Source organism: Kribbella sp. NBC_00709, assembly GCF_036226565.1.
GTDB lineage: Bacteria > Actinomycetota > Actinomycetes > Propionibacteriales > Kribbellaceae > Kribbella.
In genome coordinates this window covers 5,046,983-5,070,931 of sequence record NZ_CP108996.1, presented here as the reverse complement: position 1 = coordinate 5,070,931, position 23,949 = coordinate 5,046,983, and the positions used below count along the sequence as shown (strand labels likewise).

At 68.4% G+C, this 23,949-nt stretch carries 23 protein-coding genes; 16 read left to right on the top strand and 7 right to left on the bottom strand.

Annotated features, from left to right (window positions below; all coding sequences use genetic code 11):
• Position 1 precedes the first annotated feature (1 nt).
• Positions 2-1,804 carry a sigma-54-dependent Fis family transcriptional regulator gene (locus OHA18_RS24995; RefSeq protein ID WP_328997713.1) on the bottom strand — a complete coding sequence of 601 codons (1,803 nt, stop codon included), beginning with the start codon at positions 1,802-1,804 and terminating at the stop codon, positions 2-4.
• Between the two features lie 129 nt (positions 1,805-1,933).
• Here OHA18_RS24995 and OHA18_RS24990 point away from each other — a divergent pair, with 129 nt between their 5' ends.
• From OHA18_RS24990 to groL, 9 genes are all read left to right on the top strand, one after another.
• On the top strand, positions 1,934-2,182 hold the full coding sequence (locus tag OHA18_RS24990) for a hypothetical protein (protein ID WP_328997712.1): 249 nt from the start codon (positions 1,934-1,936) through the stop codon (positions 2,180-2,182).
• Positions 2,183-2,267: 85 nt separating this feature from the next.
• On the top strand, positions 2,268-3,920 hold the full coding sequence (locus OHA18_RS24985) for a hypothetical protein (RefSeq protein WP_328997711.1): 1,653 nt from the start codon (positions 2,268-2,270) through the stop codon (positions 3,918-3,920).
• A gap of 22 nt (positions 3,921-3,942) precedes the next feature.
• Entirely contained in the window at positions 3,943-4,986 is a 1,044-nt protein-coding gene (locus OHA18_RS24980) for a 2Fe-2S iron-sulfur cluster binding domain-containing protein (protein WP_328997710.1), read from the top strand.
• Positions 4,983-6,170 (top strand): hypothetical protein, encoded by a 1,188-nt coding sequence (locus tag OHA18_RS24975; protein ID WP_328997709.1) that lies wholly within the window; start codon positions 4,983-4,985, stop codon positions 6,168-6,170. The genes OHA18_RS24980 and OHA18_RS24975 overlap by 4 nt, the downstream gene beginning before the upstream one ends.
• Complete coding sequence (mimD, locus tag OHA18_RS24970) at positions 6,167-6,541, top strand: propane 2-monooxygenase effector subunit MimD (protein ID WP_328997708.1); 375 nt, start codon at positions 6,167-6,169, stop codon at positions 6,539-6,541. The genes OHA18_RS24975 and mimD overlap by 4 nt, the downstream gene beginning before the upstream one ends.
• 15 nt (positions 6,542-6,556) lie before the next feature.
• Positions 6,557-7,600, top strand: coding sequence for an amidohydrolase family protein (locus OHA18_RS24965; RefSeq protein ID WP_328997707.1), 1,044 nt, complete (start codon positions 6,557-6,559; stop codon positions 7,598-7,600).
• An 11-nt stretch (positions 7,601-7,611) separates the two neighbouring features.
• Positions 7,612-8,313 carry an iron-sulfur cluster assembly protein gene (locus tag OHA18_RS24960; protein ID WP_328997706.1) on the top strand — a complete coding sequence of 234 codons (702 nt, stop codon included), beginning with the start codon at positions 7,612-7,614 and terminating at the stop codon, positions 8,311-8,313.
• Complete coding sequence (locus tag OHA18_RS24955) at positions 8,310-9,335, top strand: NAD(P)-dependent alcohol dehydrogenase (protein ID WP_328997705.1); 1,026 nt, start codon at positions 8,310-8,312, stop codon at positions 9,333-9,335. Before OHA18_RS24960 ends, OHA18_RS24955 begins: the two co-directional genes overlap by 4 nt.
• 21 nt (positions 9,336-9,356) lie before the next feature.
• Positions 9,357-11,051, top strand: coding sequence for a chaperonin GroEL (groL, locus tag OHA18_RS24950; RefSeq protein ID WP_329006160.1), 1,695 nt, complete (start codon positions 9,357-9,359; stop codon positions 11,049-11,051).
• A 3-nt stretch (positions 11,052-11,054) separates the two neighbouring features.
• Here groL and OHA18_RS24945 read toward each other — a convergent pair whose 3' ends face one another.
• The gene (locus OHA18_RS24945) at positions 11,055-12,017 is read right to left on the bottom strand and encodes a helix-turn-helix transcriptional regulator (protein ID WP_328997704.1); all 963 of its coding nucleotides are present in this window, start codon (positions 12,015-12,017) and stop codon (positions 11,055-11,057) included.
• 62 nt (positions 12,018-12,079) lie between these two features.
• Here OHA18_RS24945 and OHA18_RS24940 point away from each other — a divergent pair, with 62 nt between their 5' ends.
• Both OHA18_RS24940 and OHA18_RS24935 read left to right on the top strand, forming a co-directional pair.
• On the top strand, positions 12,080-13,246 hold the full coding sequence (locus OHA18_RS24940; RefSeq protein WP_328997703.1) for an epoxide hydrolase family protein: 1,167 nt from the start codon (positions 12,080-12,082) through the stop codon (positions 13,244-13,246).
• The gene (locus OHA18_RS24935) at positions 13,243-14,331 is read left to right on the top strand and encodes a winged helix DNA-binding domain-containing protein (RefSeq protein ID WP_328997702.1); all 1,089 of its coding nucleotides are present in this window, start codon (positions 13,243-13,245) and stop codon (positions 14,329-14,331) included. The genes OHA18_RS24940 and OHA18_RS24935 overlap by 4 nt, the downstream gene beginning before the upstream one ends.
• Here the strand turns inward: OHA18_RS24935 and OHA18_RS24930 are convergent.
• From OHA18_RS24930 to OHA18_RS24920, 3 genes are all read right to left on the bottom strand, one after another.
• A complete protein-coding gene (locus tag OHA18_RS24930; protein WP_328997701.1) occupies positions 14,324-15,481 on the bottom strand; it encodes a PrsW family intramembrane metalloprotease in 1,158 nt (385 codons plus the stop codon). The genes OHA18_RS24935 and OHA18_RS24930 overlap by 8 nt on opposite strands.
• Entirely contained in the window at positions 15,478-16,113 is a 636-nt protein-coding gene (locus tag OHA18_RS24925; protein ID WP_328997700.1) for a hypothetical protein, read from the bottom strand. Before OHA18_RS24925 ends, OHA18_RS24930 begins: the two co-directional genes overlap by 4 nt.
• A gap of 122 nt (positions 16,114-16,235) precedes the next feature.
• Positions 16,236-16,379, bottom strand: coding sequence for a GPGG-motif small membrane protein (locus tag OHA18_RS24920; protein WP_166678160.1), 144 nt, complete (start codon positions 16,377-16,379; stop codon positions 16,236-16,238).
• 133 nt (positions 16,380-16,512) lie between these two features.
• Here OHA18_RS24920 and OHA18_RS24915 point away from each other — a divergent pair, with 133 nt between their 5' ends.
• Positions 16,513-18,309: a heparinase II/III domain-containing protein gene (locus OHA18_RS24915; RefSeq protein WP_328997698.1), complete on the top strand. Its 1,797-nt coding sequence runs from the start codon at positions 16,513-16,515 to the stop codon at positions 18,307-18,309.
• Here OHA18_RS24915 and OHA18_RS24910 read toward each other — a convergent pair.
• Complete coding sequence (locus OHA18_RS24910) at positions 18,287-18,577, bottom strand: hypothetical protein (RefSeq protein ID WP_328997697.1); 291 nt, start codon at positions 18,575-18,577, stop codon at positions 18,287-18,289. The genes OHA18_RS24915 and OHA18_RS24910 overlap by 23 nt on opposite strands.
• Positions 18,578-18,924: 347 nt before the next feature.
• Between OHA18_RS24910 and OHA18_RS24905 the strand changes: the two genes are divergently transcribed.
• From OHA18_RS24905 to OHA18_RS24895, 3 genes are all read left to right on the top strand, one after another.
• Positions 18,925-19,512: an RNA polymerase sigma factor gene (locus OHA18_RS24905; protein ID WP_328997696.1), complete on the top strand. Its 588-nt coding sequence runs from the start codon at positions 18,925-18,927 to the stop codon at positions 19,510-19,512.
• Positions 19,509-20,417, top strand: a complete 909-nt coding sequence (locus OHA18_RS24900) for a hypothetical protein (protein WP_328997695.1) — start codon at positions 19,509-19,511, stop codon at positions 20,415-20,417. Before OHA18_RS24905 ends, OHA18_RS24900 begins: the two co-directional genes overlap by 4 nt.
• An 87-nt stretch (positions 20,418-20,504) precedes the next feature.
• Positions 20,505-21,716 (top strand): MFS transporter, encoded by a 1,212-nt coding sequence (locus tag OHA18_RS24895; protein ID WP_328997694.1) that lies wholly within the window; start codon positions 20,505-20,507, stop codon positions 21,714-21,716.
• A gap of 9 nt (positions 21,717-21,725) precedes the next feature.
• On the opposite strand, the gene OHA18_RS24890 is transcribed toward OHA18_RS24895, so the two are convergent.
• Positions 21,726-22,679 (bottom strand): transcriptional regulator TrmB, encoded by a 954-nt coding sequence (locus OHA18_RS24890; protein ID WP_328997693.1) that lies wholly within the window; start codon positions 22,677-22,679, stop codon positions 21,726-21,728.
• A gap of 109 nt (positions 22,680-22,788) precedes the next feature.
• Between OHA18_RS24890 and OHA18_RS24885 the strand changes: the two genes are divergently transcribed.
• Positions 22,789-23,919 (top strand): WD40/YVTN/BNR-like repeat-containing protein, encoded by a 1,131-nt coding sequence (locus OHA18_RS24885; protein WP_328997692.1) that lies wholly within the window; start codon positions 22,789-22,791, stop codon positions 23,917-23,919.
• The last annotated feature ends 30 nt before the right edge of the window (positions 23,920-23,949 follow it).

Sequence of the window (23,949 nt, the reverse complement as noted above, 5' to 3'; positions counted from 1 at the left end):
GTTACGGGGGCTGGATCCCGTAGTCGTGGATCTTGCGGTAGATCGTGGCGCGGGACATGCCGAGCGACTTGGCCGCGTGGCCCTTGTGTCCCTCGTTCGCGATCAGGCTGCGGATGATGGCGTCACGCTCGAGGGCCTCCAGCTGGCTGAGGCTCCGGCGGCTGATGACCTGCGCGCGGGCCGGCAGGTCGGCAGGTGTGATCACCCCGGTACGACGACGCCGTACGACGACCTGTTTGAGCATCTGGCACAGCTCGGCGGTGTTGCCCGGCCAGGGCGACCGCATCAGTTGCTGCATCGTGTCCGGACCGCAGGTCAGCTCGCCGTGGCTCAACTGGTTGAGGAAGTACGGCACCAGTTCGCGGACATCCTCGATGTGGTGCCGCAGCGGTGGCACTTCGACGGTCAGCGGGAACAGCGACAAGAGGTCGCCGAGGTCAGGCGTCTCGGTGTCGTCGGAGGTGAGGGTGAGGACGATCCACGGCGGCTCGGACGGTCGGCGTTCGATGACGTCGTACAGGGCCGCGATCGCCGCGTCGACGCCGCTCGGATCAAGGCGCTCGACGTGCCGGATCACCAGCGCCTGCACCGAATCGTCGGCAAGCTCGGACTCCAGCTCAGCCGCGAAACCGTCACCCATCCGGGCCGCGTCGACGACGTGGAACAGGCCGGCCGGATTGTTCTGATGGTGTGCGGCGCGTGCCAGCGTGACCTTGCCGGTGCCGCGCTCGCCGGTCAGCACCACCCACTGGCCGGCGCGGCAGGCGTTGTCCACCTCACGACTGCTGCCGAGCCACGGCGCACTGCGACCGACGAGCCCGGGAAGAACAGGACGCGGCGGCGGGCGGTGCCCGGAAACCGGCGTACGAACGCCGACGCCCGACGTGTGTGGGCTGACCTGGATGATCCCGCCGCCGCTGCGTCCGTTGGACGTGACCGGGCGGCACATGATCCGGACCCAGGCGCCGGTCGGCAGCTCGGCCACGATCGCCTCGGTCGAACCGCGGGCCAGCATCTCGCCGGCATAGCCGAGCACGGCGCGCTGGTCCGACGCGTCGAGCGTCTGACCGGCCTTCGCGTTCATCAGCAGCAGATCCTCGTCGACCGCGATCACCATGTCGCCGAGCCGGCGTGAACTCTGCAGATACGCCTGCAGCAGCGAGACTTCCCGGGCGGAGCTGTCCTTGAGCAGCGCGGCCCGGATGTTCTCCGCGGTCGTCTTGGCGAGCGCCATCAGCAGCGAACCGGCGTCCTTGCGCCAGCAGGTGAGGTCGATGGCGCCGACCGTCTTGCCGTTCACCGGATGCTTGATCGGTACGCCGGCGCACGCGAGATCCTCGAGGTCCTCGGCGTAGTGCTCGTGACCGAACACGTGCATCGGGCCGCCACCCTCGAGCGCGGTCCCGATGCCGTTCGTGCCGGCGAACTCCTCGGCGTAGCTGAACCCCGGCGCCAGGAAGACCTTGTCCAGGTACCTGGCCAGGTTGGTGTCGGCGGTGAGGCGCTCCAGGACCATCCCGGTCCGGTCGGTAAGGATCACGCTGATCGGCTGGCCGTCCAGATTCTGGTGCAGCTGCTGCAGCACCGGCGCCGCACTGCGGGTCAACGGGATGTCCAGATCCGGGTCCGCGACGTACGGCAAGGTGATCCGGTCCGCCGGCAGGTTCCAGCGCCGCGACCTTACCCAGGAGGCAAGGATCGGCGGCCGCACGTCCTGCGACCTGACCGGATCGAGGGTGAGGAAGTCCAAGCGGGCCGTAGCGGCTCGCCGGTTGTCCTCCATCGAGGGTGCGAGTTCGTCCACGGGGCCTCCCACCAGGTCACGCTCCGTCTTCTCCGAGAGTAGTCCAGCCGGACACAAGTGGCGTCTCAGAATGAGACAACCGGCCGGGCCTCACGGGCATGTGATTCCAACAGACGACTGGAGGTTCGGATGGACAACGATGTCTCGCCCCAGCAGGAGTCCTACAACCCGTGGACCGTCGTGCACCTGGTCTTCGAACATCTCGCCGAGGCCGGGTTGCATCCGGTCCTCGGGGCCACCGGCCATCCCGGCGAGCCGGCCGCGGAACTGCTGCGCTGCTTGGGTATTCGGCCCGATCCGCAGGGTGACCACCGGCTCGCGGAGCAGAAGGAGGAGCAGCTCGCCGAGCTGCGCGAGGCCTTCTTCGGCGAGTCCTGAACGCTTCTCAATTTGAGACCTCACCCCGCTCGTGGCGGCGATGTACTGCAAACACACAGCCGGCCACATGAGCGGGAGGAAAGCCATGAGTCGCCAAAGCGTGGCGAAGGCCCACCAGAAGATCCAGGAGTTGTCATGGGAACCGGCGTACCACGAGCCGGTCTCCCAGTACGGGACGGACTACACGTTCCGTAAGGCACAGAAGAAAGACCCGTTGAAGCAGGTGCTGCGGTCGTACTTCCCGATGCAGGAAGAGAAGGACCACCGGGTGTACGGCGCCTCCGACGGCGCGATCCGCGGCAACATGTTCCGTCAGGTCCAGGAGCGCTGGCTGGAATGGCAGAAGCTGTTCCTCAGCATCATCCCGCTGCCGGAGATCTCGGCCGCGCGGGCGATGCCGCTGCTGTTCCGGACCGTGCCGAACCCCGAGCTGCACAACGGGCAGGCCATCCAGATGATCGACGAGGTCAGGCACTCGACGATCCAGCAGAACCTCAAGCGCTTGTACATGAACAACTACATCGACCCGGCGGGCTTCAACTCGAGCCTGCGGAACTTCCAGAGCGACTACTGCGGCACCATCGGCCGGCAGTTCGCCGAGGGGTTCATCACCGGTGACGCGATCACCGCGGCCAGCATCTACCTGACGATCGTGGCCGAGACCGCCTTCACCAACACGCTGTTCGTCGCGATGCCGGCCGAGGCCGCCGCGAACGGCGACTACCTGCTGCCGACGGTGTTCCACTCGGTCCAGTCCGACGAGTCCCGGCACATCAGCAACGGGTACGCGACGCTGCTGATGGCGCTCGCCGACGAGGACAACCACCAGCTGCTCGCCCGCGACCTGCGGTACGCCTGGTGGAACAACCACCGCGTCGTCGACGCCGCGATCGGCACCTTCATCGAGTACGGCACGAAGGACCGCCGCAAGGACCGCGAGTCCTACGCGGAGATGTGGCGCCGCTGGATCTACGACGACTACTACCGCAGCTACCTGGTGCCGCTGGAGAAGTACGGCCTCGAGATCCCGCACGACCTGATCGAGGAGTCCTGGAACCAGATCTGGAACAAGGGCTACGTGCACGAGGTCGCCCAGTTCTTCGCCACCGGCTGGCTCGCCAACTACTGGCGGATCGACCCGATGACGGACAAGGACTTCGAGTGGTTCGAGTACAAGTACCCGGGCTGGTACGACAAGTACGGCGCGTGGTGGGAGAACTACAACCGCCTGTCCACGCCGAACGGGCACAAGCCGATCGTCTTCGAGGACGTCGACTACGAGTACCCGCACCGCTGCTGGACCTGCATGGTGCCGTGCCTGGTCCGTGAGGACATGGTGATGGCCAAGGTCGACGGCCAATGGCGCACGTACTGCCACGAGATGTGCAAGTGGACCGACGAGACCGCGTTCCGCCCGACGTACCAGGGCCGGCAGACGCCGAACATGGGCAAGCTGATCGGTCACCGCGAGTGGGAGACGTTGTACCACGGCTGGAACTGGGCCGACGTGGTGTCCGACATGGGCTTCGTCCGCGACGACGGCAAGACGATGGTCGCGCAGCCGCACCTGGACCTGAACCCGGACAAGATGTGGACCCTCGATCACCTGCGCAAGTGCCCGCCGCTGGCGAGCCCGAACGTGTTGCTGAACGAGATGTCCGACGACGAGCGGTCCGCGTTCGCGGCGCGCTACGTCAAGGGCGGCCCGGCCGGACGACCCGCTCCTGCTGACGCCTGATCCGATGGGTGCCAAGCACGTCGTGAGGTTCGAACCCGTCGGCATCGAGATCGAGGTCGACGAGGACCAGACGATCCTGCGCGCAGCGGCCGAGCAGGGCGTGATGCTCATGCACGGCTGCAAGGAGGGGCAGTGCGCGTCCTGCAAGTCGTTCGTCCTCGAGGGTGAGGACATCGACCTGGACCGCTACAGCACCTTCGCGCTGCCGGAGTACGAACTGGACGAGGGCTACACGCTGCTGTGCCGGGCGCACCCCTTCGAGGACCTCACGATCGAGCTGCTCAACTACGACGAGGAGATGATCCGGTCGGGGCTGCCGATCCAGGAACGGACGGCGGAGGTCGTCGCGATCACCCCGGTGACGCACGACCTCCGGCACCTGGTGCTGAAGCTGTCCGAACCGGGCGAGCTGAAGTTCTTCCCCGGCCAGTACGTCGACATCGCGGTGCCGGGCACCGAGGCGAGCCGCTCGTTCTCGATGGCGAACACGTCCAGCCGGGAGAGCGGGCAGCTCGAGTTCGTGATCAAGGTGTACCCGGGCGGGATGTTCTCGGAGTTCCTGGACCAGCGCCTCCGGGTCGGAGACCGGTTGGACCTGACCGGACCGTTCGGGGTGTTCACCCTCCGGGACAACCCGGACGCCCGGCTGGTCTTCCTCGGCGGCGGGGCCGGGATGGCGCCGATCCTGGCCCTGTTGCGGACGATGGCCGAACGCGGCATCGACCGGCCGGCGACGTTCTACTACGGGTCCCGGACGCAGCTGGACCTGTGTTTCGAGGAGGAGTTGCACGAGCTCGAGCAGCGGCTGCCGCGGTTCCGGTACGTGCCGGCGCTGTCCGAAGAGGAATGGGACGGCGAGAGCGGCCTGATCACGGATGTGGTCCGCCGGCTCGAGGCGGACCTGACCGGGGCCGATGCCTACGTGTGCGGTCCGCCGCCGATGGTCGAGGCGGCGATCCCGCTGCTCGAACGGCTCGGTATCACGACCAAGCACATCTACTACGACAAGTTCACCACGACCGGCGACGCCGGTGACTCGGAAGTGCTGGAGGCAGGAAGCCGATGACCACCACACAGGACTCACCAAAGACTGAACGCAGTGTGCCCAAGCCGGTCTTCACCGATGCCGAAGCGGGCGCGCGGGAGTTCCCGGACTCGAACTCGCGACGGTACAACTACTACACGCCGCAGAAGCGCAAGCAGAGCCACTACGAGGACGTGACGGTCGACGTACAGCCGGATCCGCGGCACTACCTCAGCCAGGGCTGGCTGTACGGATTCTCCGACGGCCGCGGCGGCTACCCGATGGACTGGACCGTGCTGAAGGCGTGGGGCCAGGACAAGCCCAGCCCGCAGCGCGGACCGGGCACCGGCGGCCTGTTCGTGAAGGAATGGCCGGCGACGGGCTGGCACGAGTTCCGCGACCCGAACGAGGAGTGGGAGCTCACGCTCTACCGCTACAACTCCAACGTCGTCCGCCAGGTCACCCAGAACGTCGAGGCCGCCAAGCAGTCCAAGGCGTTCGAGCAGTGGAACGCGAACTGGGTCCGCTTCGTCGAGCGCCACATCGGCGCCTGGATGCACGTCGACCACGGCCTCGGCCTCTACCTGTACGCGAACGCGAACCGGCGCGCGCCGACCAACATGCACAACAACGCGATCTCGGTGAACAGCATGCACCGGATCCGGTCCGCCCAGGATCTCGCGCTCTACAACCTCACGTTGTCCGAGGAGATCGAGGGCTTCGACGGCAGTGCGCACCTGGACACCTGGAACAACGACCCGGCCTGGCAGGGCGTACGCGACGTGGCCGAGCAGCTGACCGCGATCGACGACTGGTGCGAGGCGATCTTCGCCGCGAACATCGTCTTCGAACCGCTCGTCGGCGAGCTTTTCCGCAGCCAGCTGGTGCAACAGGCTGCCCCGCGCAACGGCGACTTCGTCACGCCGACGGTGATCGGCGCCGCGGAGTACGACTTCGCCGAGCGCGACCTGCGCTACAGCACGGCGATGTTCGAGCTGCTCACCAACGACCGCGAGTTCGCGGACCACAACAAGTCGATCCTGCAGGACTGGGCGTCGAAGTGGACCGCGCTGTCGCTGTCCGCGGCCCGCACGCTGCAGCCGCTGTGGTCGCAGCCGGACGCGAAACCGCCACGGTTCGAGGACGGCCTCGACCGGGTCAAGAGCCGGTTCAGCGGCATCGTCACCTCGCTGGGCCTCGAGGAACCGAAGGAGCTGTCACTGTGACCACCACGTTCACCACCGCGGAGAGCCCGTTCAAGCAGGACAACACCGCATCCAACAAGTGCGGCGTCACCCTGATGAACAACCAGGTCGGCGCGGTCGTCGCTGAGGTGATGACCGGTGTGGACAACGTCACCGTGACGCACCTGCCGTCGATGATCCGGGTCGACGCGATCGGCCGGATGGACTTCGTCTACGACGACATCTCCGAGGCGCTCGGCGAGGAGCCCGGGTACTTCGACCAGGCCGAGTTCGAGGAGAACATGTCGACCCACTACGGCCGCATGGTCCACCTGGACGACCGGACGATCATGTTCGCCAACCCCGAGGACGCCGCCGAGTACATCGGCTTCGACCTGACCGCATCCAGCTGACAAGGGGGCCTTTTCGTGTACGAGAAGAACGGTGAGAAGTACTTCGTGGTCGACAGCCACATGCACATGTGGAAGGCCGGCCCGGACAACTGGGTGAAGGGCGCGGAGCAGTACGCGAAGGGCTGGATCGAGTGCTTCCACGCGTACCAGAGCCTCGGCCCGAAGGAGACCCACTGGACCATCGAGAAGTTCATGAGCTACACCGAGGACGACCTGATGAAGGACGTCTTCGAGGACGGCTACGTGGACGTCGCGGTGTTCCAGCCGACGTACCTGAAGGAGTGGTACACGGAGGGTTTCAACACGACCGAGCAGAACGCCAACCTCGGCGAGAAGCACCCGGGGATGTTCGTCCTGAACACCCGGTTCGACCCGCGGGACGGTGACGCCGGTCTGGTGGAGCTGGCCGCGAACGTCGAGCGGTACGGCTCGAAGGGCGTCAAGCTCTACACCGCCGAGTGGAACGCGGGGTCGCGCGGGTACAAGCTCACCGACCCGGCGGCGTACACGTACCTGGCGAAGGCGCAGGAGCTCGGGATCAAGAACATCCACGTCCACAAGGGCCCCACGATCTGGCCGCTGGACAAGGACGCGTTCGACGTCTCCGATGTCGACCACGCCGCGACCGACTTCCCCGAGCTCAACTTCATCGTGGAGCACGTCGGCCTGCCGCGGATCGAGGACTTCTGCTTCATGGCGACCCAGGAACCCAACGTGTACGCCGGTCTGTCGGTCGTCATCGGCGGTCTGATGCACGCGCGCCCGCAGTTCTTCGCCAAGGTGATGGGCGAGCTGCTGTTCTGGGTCGGCGAGGACAAGATGACGTTCGGCAGCGACTACGGCATCTGGGAGCCGAAGTGGCAGATCGAGGGTTTCGTGGACTGGGAGTTCCCCGACCAGCCGGAGTTCGCGGACTACCCGCGGCTCGGGGTGGAGGGGAAGAAGAAGATCCTCGGGCTGAACGCGGCCAAGCTGTACGACATCAAGGTGCCCGACGAACTGCAACTCAAGGAGGCGACACCCGCCGCACAGGACGACTCGAAACTGGTCGCGTCGTAATGACGGCAGTCATGGCCGAGCGGGACCGGGTCCTGGACGCACTGGGTGCGGTCCGGGACCCGGAGCTGGACGAGCCGATCACGACGCTGGGCTTCGTGTCCACCTGCGTCGTGTCGGCCGCCGGCGACGTGGTCGTGCGGTTGCGGCTGCCGACGTACTTCTGCGCGCCGAACTTCGCCTTCCTGATGGTCGCCGACGCGTACGACGTGGTGTCGGCGCTGCCCGCGGTCCGGTCGGTCGACGTCGCGCTGGAGGATCATTTCGCCGCCGGGCAGATCAATGCGGGGGTGGCGGCCCGGGCGGGGTTCGTCGCCTCGTTCGACGGCGAGGCGGCGGCGGAGCTCGACGAGTTGCGCCGTACCTTCGTCGCCAAGGCGGTGCTGGCCGGGACCGATCAGGTCTGCCGGCCCTTTGTTGCTTCTGGCACCGATCCTGTCGAGGTCGCAGGGCTGACGATCGGCGATGTGCCGCCGTCCGCCGAGCTGGACCGGTTGCTGCGGCGCCGGGCCGAGATCGGCCTGCCGATCGGACCGGACGCGCCGCTGCTCGTCGACGTCGGGACCGGTGAAGCGATCGCCGCGCCCGCCGCCGCGAAGCACCTCGGGCTGGCCCGGCTGACCCGGACCGGCATCGAGGCCAACACCGGTATCTGCAGGGGAATGCTGAGGCACCGGTACACCGACTCCGGTGCGGGCGAGGAGGAGCAGGGATGAAGGCCGTTCGACTGCACGGGTACCACCAGCAGCCAGTGGTCGAGGACGTACCGGAACCGGTCGTCAAAGGCCCGCTGGACGTCATCGTCAAGATCGGCGGCGCCGGCGTGTGCCGTACCGATCTACACATCATCGAGGGTCAGTGGGACGCGGCGATGCATCCGTCGCTGCCGTACACGATCGGCCACGAGAACGCCGGCTGGGTGCACGAGGTCGGCTCGGCCGTCACCAACGTGCAGGTCGGCGACACCGTCATCCTGCATCCGACGCCGACCTGCGGTCTGTGTCACGCCTGTCGTGCGGGCGACGACATGCATTGCGCGAACAGCTCCTTCCCGGGGCTGGACAGCGACGGCGGGATGGCGGAGTACCTGCTCACCTCCGCGCGCGCCTGCGTGAAACTCGACCCGAGCACGCGGCCACAGGATGTGGCCGCACTCGCCGACGCCGGCATCACGGCGTATCACGCGGTCCGGAAGGCCCTGCCACTGTTGCCTCCCGGTACGACCGCCGTGGTGATCGGCGCCGGTGGTCTCGGGCACATCGGGGTGCAATGCCTGGCTGCGTTGACGGCGGCCCGGATCATCGTGGTCGACCGCAACCCCGAGGCGCTGAAGCTGGCCGAGCAGCTCGGCGCGGACCAGACTGTGGTTGCCGATGGCAAGCAGGTCGAGAAGGTCCTGGAGCTCACCGACGGTGCGGGCGCACGCGTCGTCCTGGACTTCGTCGCCGAACAGGGCGCCGAGCAGGACGGCTTCGCGATGACGGCAGCGGGCGGTTCGTACTTCGTCATCGGGTACGGCGGCCAGGTCGAGATCCCCACGCTCGACATCATCTCGACCGAGCGGAACATCGTCGGCAACATCGTCGGCACGTTCAACGAGCTGGCCGAGCTGATGGCGCTGGCGCAGGCCGGCAAGGTCACGCTGCACACCCGGACCTATCCGCTGGACGCGGCCGCCGACGCGGTCGCCGATCTCGACGCCGGCCGGGTCCGCGGCCGCGCGATCCTCGTTCCGTAACACGACCATTTCCGGAGGGAACTGATGGCCAAGGAACTGCGATTCGGTGAAAGTGCTCGCGATCTTCTGCTGTCCGGCGTTGATCAGCTGGCCGACGCCGTGAAGTCGACGCTGGGCCCGAAAGGCCGCAACGTCATCCTGGAGAAGATCACCGGATCGCCTGTCGTCACCAACGACGGCGTGACGATCGCCCGGGAGATCCATCTCAAGAACCAGTTCGAGAACATGGGTGCTCAGCTGGTCAAGGAAGCCGCGATCAAGACCAACGACATCGTCGGCGACGGCACCACCACCGCGACCGTGATCGCGCAGGCGGTCATCCGCGAGGGCATGGAGGCGATCGCCAAGGGCGGCAACCCCGTACTGGTGAAACGGGGCATCGACCTGGCCGTCGGCAAGCTGGTCGAGCGGCTGCGCGCGGTGGCGCACCCGGTCGCCACCGAGCACGACTACGCCCGGGTCGCGGCCATCTCGGCCAACGACGACGACGTGGTCGGGGCGGTGATCGCCAAGGCGCTGTACACGATCGGCGACGGCGGGATCGTGACCGTCGAGGAGTCGGCGACGAACGGAATGGGCGTCGACTTCCTGGAGGGATTCGAGTTCGACAACGGCTATCTGTCGCCGTACATGGTGACCGATCCGGGCAGTCTGCAGGCCGTGCTGGACGACCCGTACATCCTGTTGTGCAGCGAGAAGATCACCAAGGTCCAGGAGATCATGCCGCTGCTGGACAAGATCATGCGCGAGCCCAGGCCGCTGGTGATCATCGCGGAGAGCCTCGAGGGCACAGCGCTGAGCATGCTGGTGCACAACCACGTGAACGGGTTGTTCCAGTGCGTTGCGGTGAAGGCGCCCGGGTTCGGTGATCGGCGGTTGCACAAGCTCGAGGACATCGCGGCGATCACGGGTGGCGCGGTGTACAGCCGGCACTCGGGGTTCACCCTCGAGACGATGACGGTGGCCCAGCTGGGCCGCGCGGAGCAGGTGCGGGTCACGGCCGACCGGACGGCGATCGTCGCCGGCCCCGGCCACGAGAAGGACGTCACGTTCCGGATCGCGCAGCTGCGCGCCGAGCTGGAGCGGGCCACCTTCGGCGTCGACGAGGACGTGCTGACCGAGCGGATCGGCGCACTGTCCGGCAAGGTCGCGGTCATCCGGGTCGGCGCTCCGACCCCGGCCGAACTGAAGGAGCTCCAGCACCGCGTCGAGGACGCGTTGTCGGCGACCCGGGCCGCGATGGCCGAAGGGATCGTCGCGGGTGGCGGCATGGCCCTCCTGCATGCCGCCTCCGCGCTGGACGACCTCGACGTGAAGAACGACTACGCGATCGGGGTCGAGATCGTCCGGCGGGCGCTGCGCGAACCGGCGTACCTGATCGCGACGAACGCCGGATACTCCGGTGCCGAGGTGCTCGAACGGACCTCGGCGATGGGTGTCGACGACGGGTTCGACGCGCTCGAGGGCAAGTACGGCAACATGCTGCAGATGGGCATCATCGACCCGCTCCGGGTCGCTCGCTCCGCCCTGCAGAACGGTGCGTCGGTCGCCGGTCTGCTCCTGACGACGAACACCTTGATCGCCGAGGAGCAGACTCCCTGGGGTGGCAGCGCGGCCCTGATGACCGAGTTCGGCCCGCTGGACGAAGGGCTGCACCAGCCGTCGCCCGACTCCAGCACACCGCAATCGCTCGGCCTTGGCCCGTCTGTGGGCTGATCGTCAATCCACGGCCGGTCCAGCAGCGCGGCGCAGGCGGTCGGCCAGGGCGATGAGGGCCTCGGAGAGCTCCGGGGCGTCGATGACTTCGAAGTCGACGCCCAGGAGCCCGAGGTAGAGGCTGAGCATCTCCGGGGTGTCCGACCCGAGCCGGATCTGGCAACGGTCCGGACCCAGATCCTCGGTCTCGACCGGGACCGGAAGCCTGGCGCGAATGACGTCGGCCGGCGCGTGCAGGACGACCCGGGCGAAGTAGCGCCAGGTGGCGGTGCCGACGCCGCGCTGGAGGTAGGCGGCGACATCGGTCTCCGGCAGGTCCCGCGGGGTGAACCGCGGGCCGCCCGGGACCTTCGGTGTGATCCGGTCGGCCCGGAACGTCCGCCAGTCGTCGCGGTCCGGATCCCACGCGATGAGGTACCAGCGCCGGCCCCAGTTGACCAGCCGGTGCGGCTCGACGTCACGGCGGCTGGAGCGGCCGTCATGACTCGCGTAGTCGAACCGCAGCCGCTGCTCGGACCGGATCGCCGTCGCGATCGCGATCATCACGTCGGCATCGACGCTCGGTCCGGCACCCGGTACGGCGACAGTCGCTGCCTCCATCGTGCTCACCCGGTGACGCAGGCGCGGTGGCAGTACCTGCCCGAGCTTGGCCAGCGCACGGATCGAGGTCTCGCCGATTCCCTCCACACCGCCGTTCGCGGCCGTCCGGAGGCCGATGGCGACCGCGACCGCCTCGTCGTCGTCCAGCAGGAGCGGCGGCAGCGCGGCGCCGGCTCCCAGCCGGTAGCCGCCGGTCAGTCCCGGCGCGGCCTCGACCGGGTAGCCGAGCTGCCGCAGCCGGTCGACGTCGGTGCGGATCGTCCGGGTGGTCACCTCGAGCCGCTCGGCCAGCTCAGGACCGGTCCACAGGGTTCGGGCCTGGAGCAGGGACAGCAGCCGGAGCAGCCGTGCGGACGTGTTCAGCATTGCTCCAGAATGCCCGATCATTGCGGAAGAAAGCCTTCCGCAATGACTTCTACCCTCGACTTATGACCGATGCACAGGAGATCCGTCCGTACCAGATCGAGGTCGCCGAGGCGGACCTCACCGACCTACGCGACCGCCTCGGCCGCACCCGCCGGCCGCAGCCGGTGCCGGGAGACACCGACGACTGGAGTCGCGGGATTCCGCCCGGCTACCTGGACGAGCTGGCCGAGTACTGGCGTACGTCGTACGACTGGCGGAAGGCGGAGAGCGAGCTGAACGGCTACCCGCAGTACACGACCGAGATCGACGGGCAGCTGATCCACTTCTTCCACGTCCGCTCCCCCGAACCGGACGCGATGCCGCTGATCCTCACCCACGGTTATCCCGGATCGGCGGTCGAGTTCCTCCGGTTGCTGGGGCCGCTGTCGGATCCGGTGTCCCACGGCGGTCAGGCCTCGGACGCGTTCCACGTGGTGGTGCCGTCGTTGCCGGGGTTCGGTTTCTCCACACCGTTGTCCGGTGCGGGCTGGGAGCTGGGCCGGACCACGGCCGCCTTCGCCGAGCTGATGACGAGGCTCGGGTACGAGCGTTTCGCGGCCCAGGGCGGTGACATCGGGGCCGGCGTGACCGGGTACCTGGGTGCCAACTATCCCGACCGGGTCATCGGTACGCATGTGAACAGCGATCGCGGGACGCTCGGGATGGCAGGCGAGTTCGTACCGCTGCCGGACGACCTCGACGCCGACGACCTGGCCGTCGTCGAGGCAGCGAAGGCAACCTGGAAGGCCGGTCGTGGCTACCTCGATCTGCAGAGCAACACGCCGGACTCGATCGCGCCGGGTCTGACCGACTCGCCGGTGGCGCAGCTGGCCTGGATCGCGGAGAAGTTCCAGGCCTGGACCGATCCGGCCAAGTCGCCGCAGGAGTCGGTGGACCGCGATCAGTTGCTGACCTTGGTGAGCATCTACTGGTTCTACCGGGCGGGCGCGTCCGCGGCCCGATTCCTCTACGAGGCCGCGCACTCGAACCTCGGTTGGGGTGCGCCGTCGACCGTCCCGGCCGGTTGGGCGGTCTTCAACAGCAGTCCCGTCGTACGCCGGATCAGTGACCCGGAGCACCGGATCGCGCACTGGACCGACTTCGCCGAGGGCGGTCACTTCCCCGCGATGGAGTGCAGTGAGCTGTTGATCGACGACGTCCGCGCGTTCTTCCGTACGCTACGTCCGTGACTACCTCGAGCCTCGGCCGCCGCGCCCTGAACCGTGCGCTGCTGGCCCGGCAGCAGTTGCTGCAGCGCGGGAGCGGATCCGCCATCGAGCTGATCGAGCGGCTGGTCGGACTCCAGGCACAGGCGCCACTGGCGTCGTACGTCGCGCTGTGGTCGAGGCTCGAGGGTTTCGATCCTGAAGAGCTGTCCGCGTTGATGAGGTCGCGGCAGGTCGTCCGTACGTCGTTGCAGCGGGCGACGATCCATCTCGTCACGGCCGCGGACTGCCTGCAGCTGTGGCGGCTCCTGCATCCGGTCGCGGACCGTGGTCTGCGGGGCGCGTTCGGCAAGCAGCTGGCCGGGGTCGACGTCGATGCGGTTGTTGCCTACGGCACCGAGTTGATGGAGCGCAAACCGTACAGCCGGAGCCAGCTGAAGCAGGAGCTCGGCGAGCACTGGCCCGAGTGGGACGCGACCGGGATGGCGTACGCCGTCAGCTACCTGACCGGGACCGTCCAGGTCACCCCGCGCGGGGTCTGGGGCGAGACCGGTCCGGCCGCACTGCAGACGATCGAGAGCTGGCTCGGCGAGTCACCTGCCCCGGCTCCAACTCCGGATGCGCTCGTCCTGCGGTACCTCGCCGCATTCGGTCCCGCGAGTGTGGCCGACGTACAGATGTGGTCGGGATTGACCAGGCTGCGTGAGGTCGTCGACCGGCTCCGGCCTCAGTTGCGCCTGTACGCCGATGAGGACGGCAAGGAACTGTTCGACGTACCGGATGGGCCGTTGCCCGATCCGGAGACGCCGGCGCCCGTGCGGTTCCTGCCGGAGTTCGACAATCTCCTGCTGTCACACGCGGATCGGCGGCGGGTGAACCCGTCCGGGCGGTCGGTCCCGCTGCCGCCGGGCAACGGCGCCGCGATGGGCACGCTGCTGATCGACGGCGACTACGAGGCCGACTGGCGCCACCATCGTGGCCCCGACCCGAGTCTGAAGATCAACCCCTACCGTCCGCTCAGCTCCGACGAACAGCAGGCCATCGAAGCCGAAGGCACCCAACTGCTCACCCTGATCGGCACGAAGGACACCCCGATCGTCTTCAGCTGAGGCCGCCCTGCTGGACCCGAACGAGCTCGGCGCGGGCGTGCGCCACACCAGCTGACTCGGCGCCGCCCGCGCGAGCGATCTCCTGGGCAAGATCGCCCGCCGCCTCGATCCGATGGCGTGCCTTCGATCGGCTGTGCAGGTGTTTGCGGTACTTCTTCCGGTCCTTGCGCAGCCCGCTGACCGCGTCGAGCAGGGCTGGGTCGACGACGCCGGACTCGACCTCGGGCCCCAGCAGCTCCCGCATCCAGGCGCGCTCTTGCCGGGCGGCGTGCCGGAGCACGTAGAAGAGGGCGATCAGCTCGACGGCGGCGATCGCGAACGGCAGCACCCCGATCAGCCAGCTGCCTCCGGCGATGCCGGCCATGTCGTCCCAGGCGAAGTGGAAGACCATCGCCATCAGCATGGTCAGTACGCCGCGCAGGACCTTGCGCTCGCCGCTGCGGCCGAGGACCCACATCAGGCCGGCGCAGAAGATCGCGCTGAACAAGGCATGCGAGACGATCCCGGCCGCGCCGCGGGTCACGAACACCCGCAGCGAGGAGCCGAGCTGGTCGACGCCGTACAGCTGCGTCGCGCCGTTGTAGACGTACAGCACGTCCTCGAACACCTGGAACCCCAGGCCGATGAACGCGCCGATGATGAAGCCGTCGTACGCGCTGCGCACGAGCCGCGGGGCCAGCCCGATCAGGAGCACCAGGCCGAGCGCCTTGCCCCACTCCTCGTTGATCGGCGCCGTCAGCCCCGCGCCCCAGTTGGCGGCGAACGACGTCCCGCCCACCTTGGCCCAGATCGCCAGCAGCGCGCCGTTCGCCGGAAGGGCGATCCAGAACGTCGCCGCCACACCACCCCAGACGAATCCGGTCGCGAGCAGCCCCGCGGGTTGCGCGGTGAACCGGTTGTGGTGGCGCAGGAGCAGCAGCCACGGCACGAGGTACAGGCCGAACAGCAGGACGCCGCCCGCGAGCGCCGGCGTGTAGAACGAGGCGCCTGCTCCGAAGTACCGCAGCATTGTCAGCGCACCGCCACCGACACCGAGCAGATAGACCCAGAAGGCGACGTTGTGCGGCTGCAGGAACCGGTACGGCTGGCCCCAGCCGGACTGCTCGATCGCCTCGCGCTGCGCGGCCTTCTCCTGCGGTACGGCGGTCATCGCGCGGCCCCCGGTGTGATGCTGCGGAGCATGGCGGCGACCTCGTCCTGGTACCGCTCGAACTGTCCCGCGGCGGTCCGGACCCGGACCAGCAGCGCAGGCGCCGAGTTGACCGTCTCCGTCGTACCCACGGCCATCTTGAACGCGACGTCGATCGCGTCCCCGCTGGGCCCGGTGCTGCTCTCGACGACGCCGACCAGCCCGGCATCCGTGGTCAGCGAGCCACGCGACCCGCTGACGCTTCCGGAGTCACCTTCCGACCGCTGCACCTGCTCGAGGAACGCCGCCGCGCTCCCGTCGTACGACGTCCCCTCGAGCTCGATCGTGGCGCCACCGGACGCCAGCAGCACCTGCAGACTTGTCGCGGCTGCACCCGCGCCCCCGGTCAGCGTGCCCCGCTCGAGCTGCCATCCCACCGGCGGAACGGCCGTCGCCCCGCCGCCGAGGTCCAGCACCTGCCCGGCCCGGATCTCGTTGTGCCACGGGATCGCGGCGTTCAGCGCCTGCAGCCCGTAGATCAGCAACAACGCGACGGCGAGCGCACCGAACCCGGCCGCGAACGTCCGCCGGTCCAACCCCAACAACCGATGCTCGACCGGCACCCAACCCTGCGGCGCCTGCCCCATGTCCATGGACGCTCCAAATCACCAAGGGCGGGGTGAGAACTGCCTTGTCCGTAGGTTACGGGCATCGGCGGCTCGGAGCGTGGAGGGCGAGCGCTGGAGCAGGCGTCAGGTGCCGATCGGGAACCGGATCAGGTGAAGATGCTGACGCCGCCGGGACCGACCAGCAGGCCGATGATGATCAGGGCCGCGCCCCACATGACCTGGCCACGGAACAACGAGACGATTCCGGACACGACGAGGATCACCGCGATGATCCACAGGATGAATGCCATGCTTCCCTCTCCTCTGTGGGCCGGGCATTCCCCCGGCGCAACTGATCCCCGTGCGTCCGATCCGGTGCCCCGGCCATCGCCCGGCAAACCCTTTGCAGAGCAGGCGAAACGGTCGTATGAAACAATCGGGCCGATGGCTCAGACACTGCGCGACCTGCTGCCCGAAGACCTCCTCACCCGATCGCTGAGCACGCTCGACCTGCCGGCCGTCGAGGCCTGGCCGAGCGTTCCGGCGAGCGACCGTGCGGCGCTCCTCGCGGACGCCGAGGCACAACTCGCCACCACCTGGCCGGTGCTGCTGGCGAGCGACTACGCCCGGTTCCACCGCGAGGGCGATCGCGACCGCTACGAGACGCCGTACTTCGCGCGGCGGCGCCGGATCGTGACCAGTGCGCTGGCCGCCCTGCTGACCGGCGAGAAGCGCTGGATCGCCGATGTCGTGGACGGCATCTGGCTGGTGTGTGACGAGGCGACCTGGACGATTCCGGCGCACGCCAGCTCGGCCACCGCCCGCGGCGAGGCCCTGCCGCGCCCGGGCGACCGCGATCTCGACCTGTTCTGCGCCGAGACCGGCGGCCTGCTCGCCTGGGTGGACGCGCTTCTCGAGCTGGATACCGCCACCCGGCTCCGGATCGCGACCGAGGTCGACCGCCGCGTGCTGACGCCGTTCCTCGAGATCCGCGACTGGCCGTGGCTGACCCGGTTCACCAACAACTGGAACCCGTGGATCCACTCCAACCTGACCGCCTGCGCAGTGCTCCTCGAACGCGATCCCGCTCGACGCGCCAAGGTCGTCTCCCTCGTGATCGACGGGCTCGACGTCTTCCTCGACTCCTACCCCGACGACGGCGGCTGCGACGAAGGCGCGTCGTACTGGACCCGGGCCGGCGGCGCCGTCGCGGACACGCTGGGCCTGCTGTACGACGCCTCCGGCGGGAAGCTGGACGGTTTCGGTCATCCCAAGCTGCGGCCGATCGCGGCGTACCTGCCGGCGATGCACATCGACGACCGGTGGTACGTCAACTTCGCGGACTGTCCGGCGCAACTGGGCGATCCGTCGGTCGCGTATCCGCTGTACCGGCTCGGCGTCCACACCGACGAGCCGTCCGCCCGTCACCACGCCCGTGCGATCAAGCGCCGCGACGACCCGCTCGTACCGTGGATCCCGTCCATGGGTCGCGTGGTCGGCACGCTGCTGGAGCCGGGCCTGCGGTCCGAAGAGTCGAGCACGCGGGCCTCGACCACCTGGCTGCCCGATACCGAGGTGCTGGTCGCGCGATCGGATCGTCTACTCGTCGCGCTCAAGGGCGGTCACAACGCTGAGTCGCACAACCACAACGACGTCGGCTCGTTCGTCGTCGCGGTCGACGGCGTACCGCGGGTTGTCGATCTCGGTGTCGGCACCTACACCCGGCAGACGTTCTCGGCCGATCGCTACCAGATCTTCACGATGCAGAGCGACTATCACAACCTGCCGCAGATCAACGGGCTGTCGCAGCCGGCCGGCCGCGAGTTCCACGCGAGGGGTATGTCGGCCGACGTCAGCGAGACCGAGGTCAGCAGCCGGCTCGACCTTGCCGGCGCCTATCCGGCCGAGGCGGGGATCCGTTCCTGGAATCGCGAGCTGGTGATGAGCCGCTCGATCGAAATCACCGATACCTGGGAGCTGCAGGACACACCGCGCTCGCTGGTCTGGCACCTGATCGTCAACGGCTCGATCGCAGGTGAGGACGGCTCCGTACTGGTCGACGACCTGTCGATCTCGTACGACGCCGGCAAGCTGTCGCTCTCCGTCGAGCCACTCCCCCTCACCGATCCGCGCCTGACCGCGATCTGGGGCGAGCAGGTCACTCGGCTGGTGTTCTCGGCCCGATCACTGACACCGAGCGGGACCACGAGGATGGCCTTCAGCGGAGTTCGAAACCCCTGATCTGAAGGGCTTCGCGGAGGTGCTCACGGCCTTTGAGACCCGCAACAGTTCCGAAGCGAGCGGCGACCCGGGCGACCCAGCTGGAGGGCAGGCCGGCGTTCGCGGAGAGGGCGTTCAGCGCCTCCTCGTAGGCGTGCACGTGTGCGTCCTGCGGCTCGATCTCGTACCGCTCGCGATGCAGGACGGCCTCCTGCGGGAGGCGCGGCTTGACCGCCGCGTCGTCGAGCCGGTCCGGGTGGCCGACGGTCAGGCCGAAGACCGGAAACACGTTCGGCGGCAGTCCTAGTGCCTCGCCAAGGAACGTTCAGGTCCTAATCCATCACTCGTCTCGCCGGTGCGCTACCCAACTTTGAGAAGCCACCGACCACAATTCCGTGCTGGAACTGGGCGGTGGCTTCTCAAAGTTGGGTGGAGACCGAGGCGGAGGAGGGCTGGGGGTGTACTCCGCGAGCGGGCGGTTCCGGATCGCGCCGACGAAGACGGTCCGCAGTCGTCACAGCTGAAAGATTACTGATCCACTGGACATTTCACGGTCGGTCTCAGGGGGTGGGACCCCGGAGCAGGGGTCGGGACATATACCCGGCGAAGGCCCCGCACTGGGGGGACGATCTGGAGGTGGCGGTGGGCGACGGGGAGTTGTGGCGGCGGGCCATGGACGGGGAGCCGGAGGCGTTCGGCGACCTGTTCGACCGGCACGCCAAGGCGGTGTACAACTTCGTGTTCCGGCGGATCGGGTCGTGGAGTGACGCCGAGGACCTGACCTCGCTGGTGTTCCTGCACGCCTGGCGACGGCGGGCCGACGTGGTGCTGGTGCACGACTCGGCACTGCCCTGGCTGTTCCGTACGGCGGACTTCGTGATCCGCAACGAACGCCGGCGGCAACGGTTCCGGTGGCTCAACCTCACCCGGCAGACGCCGGCCACGGACGAGCCGGATCATGCCGATCGGGTGGCAGCTCAGATCGATGACGAGCGGGAGGCGAGCCGGCTGCGGGCGTTGCTGCGGAAGCTGCCGCGGCACGAGCAGGAGATCGTCGAACTGTGCTTCTGGAGCGGGCTGGACGCACAGTCCGCCGCCGTCGCGCTCGACGTACCGCTCGGCACGGTGAAGTCCCGGATGTCCCGGGCCCGCAAGCGCCTTCGCGATCTCAGCGCCGCCGTACCGGATGAGGCCCGGTCCGATTCCTTGGAGAACCTGTCATGAACGAACTGCTCACCCGCCGTACCGACCGGCCGTTGCCGCCCGGCGCCCACGAGAAGCTGCGCGCCGACCTGCTGTCGGCGATCGAGACCGAGCCCGTACGCGCACCGCGGCGGATCCTCGCCCCGGCGCTCGCGGCCGCGTCCGTCCTCGTGGTGGTCGCCGGCCTGGTGGTCGCCGTACGCGCGATGAAGACCGACAGCGCGCCGCCGGTGTCCGGGACGACGAAGATCAGGACGCTGTCCGCCGAGGAGACCGCGACCTTGCGGACCCAGTGCCTGGCCGAGGCCAACCGGATCACCAGCAAGTCGCTGCCACATCCGTTCACGGACTACAAGGTGATCAGGGCCTTCGAATTCACCGGCGTGAAGGATTCGAAGGTGGTGAACACCTGGCTGGTCGGGTCCGGCCTGCAGGTCTACCCGACGGGCCCGAAGGGACTTCCGCCCAAAAGCGACCCGGCGTACTGGCTGTGCAGCCGCACCGCCGGCGGGGTGATCAGCGAGCCGAGCATCCGGTTCGGCACCGGAGCGCGGCTGATCGGAGCCCCGATCATGCGCATCGCTCGCAACGCCGGCGTCTACACCAAGTCGGTCACCCGGATCACCGTGCAGCCGAAGGGGCAGGCGCCGGTCGAGGCGTTCCTGCAGGACGGCTTCTGGTTCGCGCCGACCGTTGGCCGCACCAACTGGGGACCGTACGACTCCAGCGACAACGGACTGAACGACTTCGTGGTCCGCGGGTACGACGCCGCGGGCGCACTGATCGTCACCGAACGTGGCATCGACCCGACCGCCGCGCCGGCGACCTGCGCGATGGTCCAGATCACCCTGCCGAACGGCAAGGAGGACATGGTCCCGAAGACGCCGACCCCGCCGGAATGCCGCGAGTACCGCTGGCCGTCCTGACCATCGGTGATCACAGCCGGGGACTTTTTGGCAGATTTGATCAGATTCCTCTTGCCGCGAGTGTGCCGCCCGGGGTGAGATATTCACATGACGCAGACGCGGGCCGCCGGCGCGGTGGACGGACAGGGTTTCTCCTACCGTCCGTTCATCTGGCTGGCGGTCGCGACGTTCTCGATGGGGATCGACGGCTACGTGCTGGCCGGCCTGCTTCCCCAGATCGCCGGCGACCTGAAGGTCAGCGCGGCGGCCGCCGGCCAGCTGATGTCGGTGTTCGCCTTCACCGCCGCGCTGGCCGGTCCCGTGCTCGGCACCCTGACGTCACGATGGGAACGCCGTACGACGATCGCGCTCGCGCTGGCTGTGTTCGTGCTCGGCAACCTGGTCGTCGGGCTCGCGACGAACTACCCGATGGCACTCGGCGGCCGAGTGGTCGCGGCGCTCGGCGGCTGCCTGCTGAACGCGGCCGTCACCGGGTACGTGATCGCGCTGACGCCGCCCGAGCACCACGGTAAGGCGCTGTCGTTCGTGCTGGGCGGCTGGATGACCGCGACCGCCCTCGGCGTACCGGTCGGCCTGGTGATCGGGCAGTCCAGCTGGCGGTTCCCGATGATCCTGGTCGCCGTGGTCGGCACCATCGCACTCGTCGGCATCCTGCTCCGGCTCCCGCGCCTGCATCTGCCCGGCGGGACGCTCGTCGACCGCCTGCGCCCGCTCAAGCAACCCCGGCTCCTCGCCGGGCTGCTGGTCACGACCGGCATCCTGTGCAGCAGCTACACCTGCTTCACCTACGCCACCCTGATCCTCGGCCCGCACTTCCACGCGCACTGGGCGATCATCCTGATCATGTTCGGGTACGGCGTCTCGAGCATGGCGGGCAATGCCGTCACCGGCCGGCTCGTCGACCGCTTCAGCGCCATCCGCGTCCTGACCGTGGTCCTGGCCGGACTGCTGCTGAACTCGATCCTCGGCATGGTCGCGCTGATGTTCGCCCCGGCCGTCGTGGCTGCGGTCTGGGGCCTGGTCTGGTTCTTCTCGGCGGGCGTCGGCAACGGTGGTGGCGCAGTTCCGCAGCAGGCGCGGCTCGCGACGATGGCGCCGGACTCCGCAACGATCGTGATCGCGCTGAACGGCAGCGCGATCTCGCTCGGCTCCGCGCTCGGTAGCGGTCTGGGCGGTGTCGCGCTCACGGCCGGCTCGTCGCCGGACGGTCTGCTCGGTGTCGCCGGTGTCATCCTCGCGATCACGGTCACCCTCCATCTGCTGGTCACCCGCGCCACCCGCCGCGCCGCAGTGGCTTAGGGACCTGGCCTAGCGCCAGCCGCGGCGGGCGGCTTGGAGGCCGGCCTGGAAGCGGCTGGTGGCGCCCAGCTCTTCCTGCACCTGGGCGATACGCCGACGCAGCGTCCGGCCGCTCACGCCCAGTTGGCGGGCGATCGCCTCGTCCTTCATCCCGCTGGCCAGCAGGTTGACGAGCGTCGTGTTGGGATCCGCGTTCTCGGACAGCCGCAACGGCGTGGCCTGACTCCACAACTGGTCGAACAGAACCTGCAGCGCACTCGTCAACGCGGAGTCGGAAACGACCACGGCCCGCGCCTGCCCCGGTGTCGACGGCCCGCCGGCCAACGGCAGGATCGCGGTGGTGCCGTCGACGATCAGGAGCTTGACCGGCACCTGCGGCAGTACCCGGGACTGTTCGCCCCGCTCGGCCATCGATCTCAACCGGTCGACCCAGCCCGGATGGTCGAGCACCTCGGCCGCGTAGATCGACCGGAACCGCACCCCGCGATCGAGCAGTGCCAGCTCCGCGCCGGACACCTGATCGCTCCCGTCGGCGACGTACGGCGGAGTGTCGGTGCCGACCGCCTGTTGGGTGGCACCGCGCAGCATGTCGTCGATCCGCGCCTCGATCGCGTCCCGGCCGACCGCGATCTCGATCAGCCGGCTCGGCTCGGCCTGCAACTGACCGGCGCTGAACTCCCGGGCGAGCTGATCGGTCATCGCCGCGACGCCGTCCAGCGCGGCCCGCCGTTCGCGGACGAGCATGCCCAGCCCGGATCGCGGGTCGACCGGAGCCGGCGCGGCCTCCGAACCACTCCGCACCAGCCCGGCCGCGACGAGCCGATCAACGGCCTCCGCAACCACACTGTCCGGTAACTCGAGCAGCTCACCGAGCTGCCCGGAAGGCATCCCCGGATCCCGCAGGAGCTGCCGATAGACCTGGGCATCGATTCCCGACAACCCGACCGCTTCCCAATCAGCCACCTCTCGAGGGTAGTTGGCCGGGATCGGCGTTTGGCCGGAATCGGCGCCGGAATCGCCGGGTCAGGGCTTAGCGTGTCCCAGGAACCATCGACTGTCCGAGGAGTGAACTGTGCGTCTGCATGCTGGCCGCAAGACGATCGCGCTGGTGGGCGCCGTCGTCACCGCGCTTCTGGTCGGCTCCGGAGCCGGCGTCGCGACCGCCGAACCCACCGAGCCGGCTTTCGCTCCGCAGTCGATCGTCTGGCCGACCCAGACCGACGGCTACGTGCTCGGTGCCGTCGCCTGCGGTACTGCGATCTGTCCGGCCGAGGTGCGCGCCACCCACAACGGCGGCAAGACTTGGATCACCGCCGGCCGCACGCACAACGGGCTGGCGAAGAGCGGCGAGCCGGGCCTGACCAGCCTGCAGTTCGCCAACTCGAAGTTCGGCTGGGCCTACGACCCGTATCTCGAGGTCACCAAGGACGGCGGCGCGACCTGGACGCAGGTCCCGGTGCCCGGCGGTGACGCCAAGATCCTCAACCTGCTCGCCGCCCCCGACGGCACCACCTACGTCATCACTTCCGGCTGCGAGATCGGCTCCGGCATCTGCAACGACCGCCCGCTGAAGGTCTGGCGCGCACCGGCCGGCAAGTCCACCGGCTGGAAGCAGCTCGACCTCCCGGTCGCCGCGGACGCCCAGGTCTCGATGGACGCCACCGGGTCGACGGTCTACTTCCTGGCCGCGCCGTTCGTCGGCCCGGGCAAGCTGTCGACGATCACCAACGGCACGGTCCGGCCGACCAGCACGGTCACCTGCGCCGACGCCGAGGACGCCGCCATCAGCGACCTCGCAACCAACGGCCCGGGCCGCGTCGACGTGCTCTGCATGGCGAGATTCGGCCAGGGCCACGCCGACAAGACCCTCCTGGTCTCCGGCGACGGCGGCAAGACCTTCCGGTACGACGCGATTCCCGGCGCGCTCGGTCTGGCCGGCCAGCTCTCGGTCGGACCGGACGGCGCGGTCATGCTCACCACGATCACCGCGAGCCTTGTCTACTACCGGCCGACGCTGTCGAAGTCGTGGCGCATCGACCAGGACTGGCTGGAGAAGGGTGAGCGCATCCACGACCTGGTCCAGCAGTCCGGTACGACGGCGTGGGTCGTCGAGGGCGATGCGGCGTACACCCAGGACACGCAGCTCTGGGTGACCCACGACGCCGGCGCGAGCTGGCAGCAGACCTCTGTCGTCCCGGCCTGACGCCGATCCACACACGAAGTATCGGAGTAC